This is a genomic window from Paenibacillus zanthoxyli JH29 (genome assembly GCF_000520715.1).
Classification (GTDB): domain Bacteria; phylum Bacillota; class Bacilli; order Paenibacillales; family Paenibacillaceae; genus Paenibacillus_AQ; species Paenibacillus_AQ zanthoxyli.
Genome location: NZ_ASSD01000234.1, coordinates 1 through 7,013, shown reverse-complemented (window position 1 = coordinate 7,013; position 7,013 = coordinate 1). Strand labels below are relative to the sequence as shown.

General features: G+C 53.4%; 5 protein-coding genes. 2 read left to right on the top strand and 3 right to left on the bottom strand.

Going from position 1 to position 7,013, the window contains the following annotated elements; genetic code table 11:
* Window positions 1-1,083, top strand: a 1,083-nt coding sequence (hydF, locus tag L691_RS0108610; RefSeq protein ID WP_025690002.1) for a [FeFe] hydrogenase H-cluster maturation GTPase HydF, incomplete at its 5' end; no start/stop codon positions are given.
* A 91-nt stretch (window positions 1,084-1,174) separates the two neighbouring features.
* On the opposite strand, the gene hydG is transcribed toward hydF, so the two are convergent.
* From hydG to fdhD, 3 genes are all read right to left on the bottom strand, one after another.
* The gene (hydG, locus tag L691_RS0108605) at window positions 1,175-2,626 is read right to left on the bottom strand and encodes a [FeFe] hydrogenase H-cluster radical SAM maturase HydG (RefSeq protein WP_232229138.1); all 1,452 of its coding nucleotides are present in this window, start codon (window positions 2,624-2,626) and stop codon (window positions 1,175-1,177) included.
* A gap of 3 nt (window positions 2,627-2,629) precedes the next feature.
* Entirely contained in the window at window positions 2,630-3,688 is a 1,059-nt protein-coding gene (gene hydE, locus L691_RS0108600) for a [FeFe] hydrogenase H-cluster radical SAM maturase HydE (protein ID WP_084653999.1), read from the bottom strand.
* A 132-nt stretch (window positions 3,689-3,820) separates the two neighbouring features.
* Entirely contained in the window at window positions 3,821-4,633 is an 813-nt protein-coding gene (fdhD, locus tag L691_RS0108595; RefSeq protein WP_025689998.1) for a formate dehydrogenase accessory sulfurtransferase FdhD, read from the bottom strand.
* 221 nt (window positions 4,634-4,854) lie between these two features.
* Here fdhD and smc point away from each other — a divergent pair.
* On the top strand, window positions 4,855-7,013 hold a 2,159-nt coding region (gene smc / locus L691_RS0108590), incomplete at its 3' end, for a chromosome segregation protein SMC (RefSeq protein WP_025689996.1).

Here is a 7,013-nt window from a genome sequence, read left to right as displayed (position 1 = left end):
CCGGTAGTGCTTATTGATACGGCCGGACTGGATGACGTTGGCGATTTGGGGCAGCTCCGTATCCACAAAACGATGCGCATCCTGAACAAAACCGATGTGGCGCTGCTTGTGATTGATGCTGCCCATGGCGTTGACGAATTTGAGCAGGAGCTGCTGCGGACGATTGCCGCCAGAGAGATTCCGGTCATTGTTATTTTAAACAAAGCCGATCTGCTTGCCGTTGAAGGAAATGAAGAAGAGGCCGGCTTAGGCTTAGCGGCAGCGCGTGCGGAAGCCAAGCTTGGCCTTATGCCCCTTCCAATAAGCGCCGCCACCGGACGTGGAATCGGCGAAATGAAGACGGCAATTGCAGCTGCCTTGCCCAGAGCAGAGGACAAGTTCCGGATCGTCGGCGACCTGTTAAGTCCCGGTGACCTGGCCGTTCTTGTCGTCCCGATCGACAAGGCCGCGCCCAAAGGTCGGCTGATTCTGCCCCAGCAGCAGACCATTCGCGACATTATGGAATGTGATGCGGTAGCTGTGGTGACCAAGGAACAGGAACTACGGCATACACTGTCGTCACTGGGGCGCAAGCCAAAAATCGTGATTACCGATTCGCAGGCGTTTCTGAAAGCCCAGGCCGACACGCCGAAGGATGTGCCATTAACCTCTTTCTCCATCCTGTTCGCCCGCTATAAAGGCGATCTTCCGCAGCTTGTGCGCGGGGTACGGGCGATCAGCCGCCTGCGTGACGGCGACCGGGTGCTGATTGCAGAAGCCTGTACGCATCACCGGCAGTCCGATGATATCGCCACCGTCAAGATTCCCCGCTGGCTGCGGGAAAAGACGGGCAGGCAGTTGCAAATCGAGCATGCCGCCGGCAGTGAATTCCCGGAGGGATTGGAACAGTATTCCCTTATTATTCATTGCGGAGCGTGCATCCTGAATCGTAAAGCGATGCTGCATCGATTGGAGGAAGCGGGGGCTGCGGGAGTACCGATTGTCAATTATGGTGTATTTATTGCCTATGTCCATGGCGTATTCCCAAGGGCGATTGAAATGTTTCCGTCCGCGATGCTGGCTTGGGCGGAGGAAGGGAGTTAAAATGTTGCGTTAAAATAGAAGCACCCGGTTCCTTTTTTTCAAGGTTCCGGGTGCATTTTTTTGCGATGTCCTGTTCGTCAAATTCCTGTTATCAGAATCGCAGGTCTCTTTCGCCCGCATGAATTCGCTGCAACTGCTCCATCGTTGTTTTCTTGACCGATTTCTTGGGAATGCGCTCCAGATTTTCGCGAATGGTCTGCTCGCCGATAGCACGCATTTCCTCGTCGGCGTAATCCAGCAGGTATTCCTGAAAGGTCATCAAGGAATTCGGCTGGCATACATTATGAATTTGCCCCGACTTGGCCAGCTGCATGAAACGATCCCCCGTCCGTCCTTCGCGGTAACAAGCGGTGCAGTAGCTGGGAACGTAGCCGTCTTGACACAGGTTCTTAATAATTTCCATAGGAGAACGATGATCGCCGACCGTGAACTGCGGTTTATCGTCTTTGCCTTTATTGACGCTGTACGCACCGACGCCGGTGGCAGAGCCTGCGCTGATCTGCGATATTCCAAGCCGTATGATCTGATCGCGGAATTCCGGGTCTTCGCGTGTAGACAGAATCATGCCCGTATAAGGGACGGCCATTCTCAGCACAGCGACAATCTTCGCGAAATCGCGGTCGCCCACAAGGTAGGGATAACTGTCCAGATTCACGTTTTCCGCTTCGCGCAGACGGGGGACGGAGATGGTGTGCGGCCCGCAGCCGAATGTCTGCTCCAAATGCTCGGCGTGTTGCAGCATGGCGATAGTCTCGTATTTATAATCATAGAGTCCGTACAGGACGCCGATGCCAACATCGTCTATTCCGGCGCGCATCGCCCGGTCCATGGCGGTCGTATGCCAGTCATAATGCCCCTTGGGTCCTTGCGGATGGTAATTGTGATAGCTGGGTCTGTGGTAAGTCTCCTGAAACAAAATATACGTTCCGATCCCGGCATCGGCCAGTTTGCGGTAATCCTCCTCAGTCGTAGCAGCAATATTGATGTTAATCCGCCGGATACTGCCATTACCCTGCTTGGTCTCGTAGATCGTCCGGATACACTCCAGGATGTAGTCGATGGAACAATGGCGCGGATCTTCGCCCGCTTCGAGCACAAGCCGTTTATGACCAAGCGACTGAAGAACCTTAACTTCCTGGGCGATTTCGCTTTGTGTAAGACGGCTGCGCGCAAACTCGGAATTGGAGTGCTTGTATCCGCAGTAGACACAGTTATTAACGCAGTAGTTGCTGACATAGAGCGGCGCGAACAGCACGATCCGGTTGCCGTATATCCGTTCCTTGATTTCCCTGGATACCTGGTACAGCCGTTCCAGCGTATCTTCATCATCCACATGCAGCAGCACCGCGGCTTCGCGAGAGGTCAACCCTTTGCACTTTCTTGCTTTTTCCAGGATTTCGGTTAAGAGCTTGCTGTCGTTGACCGCCGTCTCCCCGTATTGCAGCGCTCCCTTGATTTCCTCGTCCTGAATAAAATCCGCCGTACAGCCTTCGTTCACTCGAATCACGAACATCCACTTCTTTCTGGGTTCATTAATAACCATTGTTTACCGAATAGCCTGCTTCGTCTGAGGGCGCGACAGATGGTTCAAACTATCTCCGCGACCCATATCGACATGGAAGCCGGCACCCTCAATCCGCTGCTCCAGACAGAACCGGCACTGCGCCGATTCATCACCCGTACAAATTTTATTGTCATATAATGTATATTTTGGACGTGCGGACAGCGGAGACAGATTAGGCATAACTACATTTGCACCCGCTTTTAGCGCAAGCTCCCGCCCGTAAGGATGAGCGGTTCCCATGGCTGTGGTAGCCGGAATCAAGGCGCCCGGGACAAACAGCCGCGCAAGTGCAATCATATCTAGAGTGGCCTCCAGACTTCCGGCTGGCTCGTCCTTTAATGGGGTGGCTTGATGGGGCAAAAAAGGGCCGATGCCAATCATATCCGGATTCAGCTCCTTCAGGTACAGTAAATCCTTGGCCAAATCTTCATGCGTCTGTCCGGGCAATCCAACCATAAAACCGGCTCCGACTTGATAGCCGATAGCCTTCAAGGAACGCAGGCGGTCCCGCCGGTTCTCAAAAGTCATGGTCGGGTGCAGCGCCTCATACAGGCTGCTGGAAGCCGTCTCATGACGCAGCAAATAACGGTCCGCGCCCGCTTCAAATAACCGGGTATACGTCTCGTCGTCACGCTCGCCGATCGACAGCGTCACCGCCGTATCCGGATACCGCCGCTTAATATCGGCAATCAGGCCCGCCAGCTTATCCGTTGTATACCAGTCGTCCTCTCCGCTCTGCAGAACGAAGGTGCGATAGCCCAATTCATATCCTTCCCGGCAGCAGTCCATGATTTCTTCTGGCTGAAGCCGATAGCGGCTGACTGTCTTATTTCCAGAGCGTATTCCGCAGTACATACAGTTTTGTTTGCATATATTGGAGAATTCAATCAGCCCGCGGAGATACACTCCTGTGCCGTAACGGGCCACCCGCTTCTGATGCGCAAAAGCATGCAGCCGCCTCCTTGAAGCGGGGTCCAAACTTCCCAGCAGATTGACAATTTCTTCGGAACTGAGCGATTCCTGAGCATATAAACGTTCCAGTAAATGATCCGTTGAACATCCCTCCCTAAGCTGAACAGATGCATCTTTTTTTGTAATAGATAGTCCTGTAAATAATGTAACAATAGTAAAAATACAGAACTATGAGCTTTCTGCTTGAAATCCCAGGTTTGTTCATTTGTTCTTTAAGATCGCACAGTCGCTGATCCGCTCAGGGCGTGTATAAACATTGCATGAATCCTGACGGATGAAACCGACTGTCGTGATGCCGAGTTGTTCAGCCAGCTCAAGAGCCAGGGCTGTGGGAGCGGATTTCGACAGAATGATCTCACAGCCGATTTTGGCAGCCTTTAATAAGATTTCTGATGAAATCCGGCCGCTGAACACGATGATTTTGTCATTCAGATTCATCTCGTGCTTTAGGCAGTGGCCGTAAATCTTGTCGAGCGCATTATGCCGGCCGATATCGCTGCGGGCAAGAAGCACCCCGCTGGTATCGCAAATCGCAGCGGAGTGGACTCCGCCTGTCCGGTGAAACAGCTCCGCGCCGGCTTGCACGCCCTCCATAAGGCGGAAACAATCGTCAAAGGATAGTGAGACATGAACACCCTCCATTACTTTGGCGGTCCTTGCATCGTTAACAAAAACGAAACCGTGACGGCCTCCGCCGCAGCAGGAACTGACATAACGTTTGGCGTACAGCTGGCGGTGAAGATGATTCCAGCGGTCCGTGGAGACGTGTACGAAGCCTTCCTCTTCCTGCGTCCACAGCTCCTTGATATCTTGAATTCCCCGAATGATGCCTTCAGAGGCCAAGTAGCCGATAGCCATGTCCTCAATGTATTCAGGTGTGCATACCAGGGTCACGAATTCTTCACCGTTAATCTTAAGTGTGACCGGATGCTCCGTCACAATAAGATCCGGTTCTCTGGTGATCCGGCCCTGCCGATAACGAATAATATGTTCTTGCTGTTCAGGTCCCCGCATCATTTCCATCATCCTTATTAATGAAGATTTAAAATATAGAAAAATAACTATACTAGAAAAAAATAGAAATCAGATTAACTTTACTACATCACTTTTTGCAAGCACTGTCAATTTTATATTTCACAGCCAGCGATATTTACTGCATACTGCGCTTCATTAGAGCGTGCTATGTTAGGTTATGAAACGCTATGGTATAATGGGTCGGAGGTGACTGGCGAGGTATGTTTTTGAAACGGATTGAATTAGCAGGCTTTAAATCATTTGCCGACAAAACAGAGATGGAGTTTGTGCGCGGCATTACGGCTGTCGTGGGTCCCAACGGAAGCGGCAAGAGCAACATTTCCGACGGCATCCGCTGGGTACTCGGTGAACAAAGCGCCAAATCGCTGCGCGGCGGCAAGATGGAAGATATCATTTTTGCCGGAAGCGATGCCCGCAAGGCGGTCAATTATGGCGAAGTGTCGCTGACACTGGACAATGAGGATCACGCTCTGCCTTTGGACTTCAGCGAAGTGACGGTAACGCGGCGGGTTCACCGCAGCGGAGACAGCGAATATATGATCAATAAGCAGTCATGCAGACTAAAAGATATTACAGAGCTGTTCATGGATACCGGCATCGGCCGCGAGGCTTATTCCATTATCGGACAAGGCCGGATTGAGGAGATTCTCAGCACTCGTTCCGAGGATCGGCGCGGCATATTTGAAGAGGCGTCAGGCATCGTCAAATATAAATCGCGCAAAAAGGACGCGGGCCGCAAACTGGATGAGACGGAGCAGAATCTGCTGCGCATTCACGATCTGATCAGCGAGCTGGAGGACCAGATCGGTCCGCTGAAGGAGCAATCCGAAAAGGCCGTCCGCTACAAGGAACTGAAAGAACAGCTGAAAAATCTGGAAATCTCCGTCTATGTACACCAGATTGAGGGTATTCATGAGGCATGGAAGGACGGCAATGCCAAGCTTGAAGTTTTGCGGGACGAGCAGCTTCAATTATCGACGGTTGTCACCGCCCATGACGCCAAGCTGGAGAGCGGAAGAGCCGCGCTTCGCCAATTGGAGGAGCGGATCGAACAGCTGCAGGAGCAGCTGCTGCGGTACAGCGAAGCATTCGAGAAGAGCGAAGGATTCGGCGAACTGCTGAAGGAGCGCCGGCGTCATCTGGAGAACAACCGGGAGCAGCTTGTGCAGACCATTGGCTCCGTCGGAGAGCGTTCGGAAGATCGCCAGCGGGAGCTAATGGCGCTGGAAAGCGGCTTGATGCAGACCCGGACTCGCCTTGCGGAGCTGCGGCAGCAAATCGCAGACGAGGAAGCCAGGCTGACAGGTGTTACGGACGGGCTCAGCCAGAGTAAAGAGGAAAGCTTAAAGAGCGCGTTGCTGGAGCTGATGAATAAAATGGCGCAGGCGCGCAACGAGATACGCTATGCCGACCAGCAGAAAGAAAGCCTGGAGCGGCGGATGAACCGCAGCGCGGAAGAGAGCGGGAAGTGGATCTCGCGGCATAAAGAGCTTCAGCAGGAGCAGGCGAAGCTGAAGGGCCAAATTGAGACGCTTGGCAAGGAGCTCGCGAAGCTGCGCAAGGACTACATCTCTGAGAGCGAACAATCGGTGTCCCGGCAGAAGCTGCTGGACGAAGCCCATTCGGGACTTCGTAAATGGGAGCAGAAGAGAGAAGCCCAGGTATCCCGGCATGAGACGATGAAGGAAATGCAGGACGACTTCGACGGCTTCATGCTTGGCGTCAAAGAAGTGCTCAAAGGCGCGCGTAAAGGGCAGCTTAGCGGCGTTCACGGCGCTGTGGCCGAGCTGATCTCCGTGCCGGAGAAGCTGGAGACGGCTGTTGAGACGGCGCTGGGCGCATCTTTGCAGCATATCGTCATGGACAATGAAGCCGTATCGCGCCAAGCGATTTCGTTTCTGAAGCAGCGGCAGCTTGGCCGCGCAACCTTCCTGCCGCTTGATGTTATCCGGCTGCGGCAGATTACCGGCAGCGACCGGGGGATGATCGAGGGAGCGGAGGGATTCGTCGGAATCGGCTCCGAACTGGTCGGCTTTGATGACAAGTATGCCAGCATTGTCGGCAGTCTTCTGGGGAATGTCGTCATTGCGGAAAGCCTGGAGCAGGCGAACAAGATTGCAGCCAAATGCCAGTACCGCTACCGCGTCGTCACTCTGGAAGGCGATGTCGTCAATGCCGGCGGATCGATGACCGGCGGCAGCCAGCACCGGAAGAATGCCAGTCTGCTGGGACGCAAACGCCAACTGGAACAGCTCCAAAGCGAAATCAGTGAAACCGAGCGCCACATCGACAAGCTAAAGGGCAGTATCTCCCGGCTGCGCAAGGAGCAGGAAGATTCGAACGACAAGCTGGAGAAGCT